4 protein-coding genes are annotated in these 3,678 nt (G+C 49.9%); 2 read left to right on the top strand and 2 right to left on the bottom strand.

Annotation, left to right across the window (positions count from 1 at the left end):
* Window positions 1-2,002, top strand: a 2,002-nt coding sequence (gene recG, locus ACML7B_RS07560) for an ATP-dependent DNA helicase RecG (RefSeq protein ID WP_418540347.1), incomplete at its 5' end; no start/stop codon positions are given.
* A gap of 71 nt (window positions 2,003-2,073) precedes the next feature.
* The gene (locus ACML7B_RS07555; RefSeq protein ID WP_106788281.1) at window positions 2,074-2,280 is read left to right on the top strand and encodes an alpha/beta-type small acid-soluble spore protein; all 207 of its coding nucleotides are present in this window, start codon (window positions 2,074-2,076) and stop codon (window positions 2,278-2,280) included.
* A gap of 106 nt (window positions 2,281-2,386) precedes the next feature.
* On the opposite strand, the gene ACML7B_RS07550 is transcribed toward ACML7B_RS07555, so the two are convergent.
* Together ACML7B_RS07550 and ACML7B_RS07545 are read right to left on the bottom strand one after the other, a co-directional pair.
* Window positions 2,387-3,133 carry a hypothetical protein gene (locus ACML7B_RS07550; protein WP_418540344.1) on the bottom strand — a complete coding sequence of 249 codons (747 nt, stop codon included), beginning with the start codon at window positions 3,131-3,133 and terminating at the stop codon, window positions 2,387-2,389.
* Between the two features lie 3 nt (window positions 3,134-3,136).
* Window positions 3,137-3,463, bottom strand: coding sequence for a PadR family transcriptional regulator (locus ACML7B_RS07545; RefSeq protein WP_346708443.1), 327 nt, complete (start codon window positions 3,461-3,463; stop codon window positions 3,137-3,139).
* Between the last annotated feature and the right edge of the window lie 215 nt (window positions 3,464-3,678).

Here is a 3,678-nt window from a genome sequence, read left to right as displayed (position 1 = left end):
CAAAGGGATCGGAGAGAAGACCGAGAAGCTGTTTGAGAAACTGAATATTTATACGGCAGGAGATCTGCTCCGGTATTATCCCAGAGGGTATGACGTCTATGAAGAGCCGGTTCCGGTCAGCGAGGTGGAAGAAGGGAAGGTCTGCACGGTCACCGGCGCGATCTTCGGGAGAGTGCAGGTGGCGGGAAACCGCAGGCTTCCGGTGACTACGCTTCATGTCAGGGATCTGACCGGGACGCTTAAGGCGGTGTGGTTCCGGATGCCCTTCCTGCGGAATACATTTGCCGGCGGCGGGGCGGTCACCCTGAGAGGCCGGGTGGTCAGGAAAGGCCGGGAGCTTGTGATGGAGCAGCCGGAGATCTTCTATCCGCCCGAGAAGTACGAGGAGAAGTCGGGAACGCTGCAGCCCATTTACGGCCTGACCAAAGGCCTGACCAACAACGGGGTCTCAAAGGCGGTGGGGCAGGTGCTGAAGAACCTGGATCTCTCCCGGGAGGTGCTGCCGGAGGATCTGCGGATGAGGTACGGTCTGGCGGAGTACAATTATGCGCTGCGGGGGATTCATTTTCCAGAAGATAAAGAAGTGTATTTCCATGCGAGGAAGCGGCTGGTCTTTGAAGAGTTCCTGGCGTTTATCCTGTCTCTTCGGAGACTTAAGGACAGCAATCAGCGGATGGAGAACAACTATGTGATGGATGTGGACGAAAAAGTGGAGAAGCTGATCGGCGAGCTGCCATTTTCCCTGACCGGAGCCCAGAGAAAGGTGTGGGGAGAGATCGCAGGCGATCTGGCTTCTGATACGGTAATGTCCCGGCTGGTCCAGGGGGATGTGGGCTCAGGCAAGACCATTGTGGCGGTGCTGGCCCTTCTCAACACGGCTCTTCACGGGTACCAGGCGGCTATGATGGCCCCCACGGAGGTACTGGCAAGACAGCATTATGAATCCATTACAAAGTTATTGGAAGAATATGAGATCCCGGTGAAGGTGGAACTGCTCACCGGCTCCATGACGGCGAAGGAGAAGCGGCGGGCCTATGACCGGATCGAGTGCGGATACGCCAGGATCATCATCGGAACCCACGCGCTGATCCAGAGCGCGGTGAATTACGACTGCCTGGCGCTGGTGATCACCGATGAGCAGCACCGGTTTGGAGTAAAGCAAAGAGAAGCATTTGCCGGAAAGGGAGGCATGCCCCATGTGCTGGTGATGAGCGCCACGCCAATCCCCCGGACGCTGGCCATCATTTTATATGGAGACCTGGATATTTCCGTGATCGATGAACTGCCGGCCAACCGGCTTCCCATCAAGAACTGTGTGGTGGATACCGGCTACCGGAAGACGGCGTATACATTTATGAAGAAAGAGATCGCCGCAGGGCGGCAGTGCTATGTGATCTGCCCCATGGTGGAGGAGAGCGAGCAGCTGGAGGCGGAGAACGTGCAGGATTACGGGGCGATGCTTCAGGAGGAGATGGGACCGGATATCCGGGTGGCCTGCCTGCACGGGAAAATGAAGCCGGCGCTTAAAGATGAGATCATGGAGGCATTCGGGAGAAATGAGATCCAGATCCTGGTCTCCACCACGGTCATCGAGGTTGGGATCGATGTGCCAAACGCCACGGTCATGATGATTGAGAACGCAGAGCGCTTTGGCCTGGCGCAGCTCCATCAGCTGCGGGGCCGGGTGGGAAGAGGAAAACACCAGTCTTATTGCATTTTCATGAGCGCTTCCCGGGCAGAAGAGACAAAGGAGAGACTGTCCATTCTGCGGGACACCAACGACGGGTTCAAGATCGCAAGCGAGGATCTGCGGCTTCGCGGGCCCGGCGACCTTTTTGGGATCCGCCAGAGCGGCCTTCTCAATTTTCGGCTGGGAGATGTATTCCAGGACGCGAAGATCCTGCAGATGGCCAATGAGGCGGCTGATGAAATTTTAAAAAATGGAGAAGAGTGGGTGAAGAATCTTCCAGAATATGAAGGAACTGACAGTGTAATAATTTAAATCCTCCATATACTATGGTTGTAACACGAAGCGAAAAGCTGTTACAAAGATACAAGAAGGAGGAGTAAATCATGGCAAGTCGTTCAACTAACAAAGCAGCCGTGCCTGAGGCAAAGGGCGCATTAGACAAGTTTAAATATGAGGTTGCAAACGAACTGGGAGTACCGCTCAGCGACGGTTATAACGGCGACCTGACATCCAGACAGAACGGTTCTGTCGGTGGATATATGGTTAAGAAGATGATCGAACAGCAGGAAAAACAGATGGCTGGGAAATAATTCAATTGAGGACGTAGCCTTTTGCAAAAAGGCTACGTCCTCAATTGAATTATACGGTGTACCAAAATGCACGGAAGGGTGTACCAAAATGCAAAATGGGGTGTACCTATTTGACGCTTTTCATATTGATCCAGGCTCCGTAAAAATAAAGAATTGGAATAATCACTGCCAGTATGGAGAGGATCTGAATGAAAATCCCAACGGAGGGGAAATAATCGCTTATGGTTACAAGATAGCCTAAATTCCTTAGTACATTATTGATCAAAATAGTAAATATCTGTATAAAGAGAAGAAGGATTCCCAAAAGGAGACATCGTCTTGCCATGGAACTGTTAGAAGCACAGTAAATTGCCTGTTTTCCGGAATAAAGGAAAAGGCAGCCAATGGAAAAAGCTGCAAGCTGATAAAGGAAGAGCACAAATTGATCTCCGGAGAACAGCTTGAATACCCAGATTTCTCCTCCGATAAAGAATCCGATAATCATACCTATAATATTTGAGAGACTGACACAGGAAAGAAATCCGCCTATAATCCGGTAATACCATCCAACGGCCCGAAGCAGGCGACGACCAGAAGGAATCATCACCAGACCTGAGGCAAGGAGTAGGTCATCGCAGAAGGAAAGAGGAGATTTGCCAAGGGTTCCAGAAAAAGGCTCCTGCCGCATTTCTGCCTCACGGGCCATTCCGATCAAATCCTGCCTGAGAAGTTCGATCTGTGTCTCTTCCAAGGGAAATGTACGCAGATAACGAAACATTTTTTCAAGAGTACGCTGATTTTTGGCTGAAAGTTCTGATTGCAGCGAGAAGTTTTCCGCTTTTAATTTTTCCAGGGAAAAATTCGACTCTGTCATAGGTCATTCCTCCATTTCAAAAATATGATTGATCGATTTTGAAATTTGTTTCCAGGAGTGCTTAAATTCCTCCAGATAAAGCAAGCCATCCGGTGTGATGGAATAATATTTCCTGCGGGGTCCCAGCGGTGAAGGGCGAAACTGAGAAGAAATAATGCCCTTGTTCTCCAGTCGCAGAAGAAGAGGGTAGATCGTTCCCTCACGTATCTCTTCGAAGCCATAATCCTGAAGCTTTGTAACAATTTCATATCCGTAAGTGGTGTGATCCGAGAGAATCTTCAGAATACAGCCTTCCAGCGTTCCACGCAGCAGTTGGGATTTGTCAAACATACGCATCACCTACCTTGCAATACATAGTAGTAATCTTAACTATATTGTAACACATAGTAGTAGAAAGTCAACAAAAAGGTACATGGCAAAGTGCAGTTTGGTACACCCCATTTTGCATTTGGGTACAGGGTAAAATGCAATTTAGGACGTAGTAAAGTGAAAAGATGCTACGTCCTCAATTGACTTTTCCACCGTGAATATTTATAATAAACGCA

Origin of the sequence: Massilistercora timonensis (assembly GCF_048354975.1) — a bacterium.
In the GTDB taxonomy this organism is placed as follows: Bacteria; Bacillota; Clostridia; order Lachnospirales; family Lachnospiraceae; genus Massilistercora; species Massilistercora timonensis.
This window is presented reverse-complemented; position numbering and strand designations above follow the sequence as displayed.